This window comes from Marivivens sp. ABH4_498 (assembly GCF_056160585.1).
On record NZ_JBSWXL010000029.1, the window covers coordinates 1 to 210 of the forward strand.

A 210-nucleotide genomic window follows, 5' to 3' on the forward strand; every position below is an offset into this window, starting at 1 on the left:
CAAAGTAGTGCAAGGTCGACAGCAGTTTTTCGGTCACCGCCGCGCTTTCAACAAAACGGCTTTCGCCGTCGCCGTGACCCGCAACGCCCCACAGGTTCGGACGATAATCGATGTCGAGCGCCGTGCGCGCGCCAAATTCGCGCGCCAGTTTCAGCGCCTTCAGCGTCGCCGCTTCGGTTTTCGGGTTCGACAAATGCGTGCCTGTCGCAA

At 60.5% G+C, this 210-nt stretch carries 1 pseudogene; it reads right to left on the reverse strand.

What is annotated here, in order from left to right:
- Positions 1–210, reverse strand: a pseudogene (locus tag ACXAGA_RS16515) (bifunctional 5-dehydro-2-deoxygluconokinase/5-dehydro-2-deoxyphosphogluconate aldolase); the annotation flags it as partial.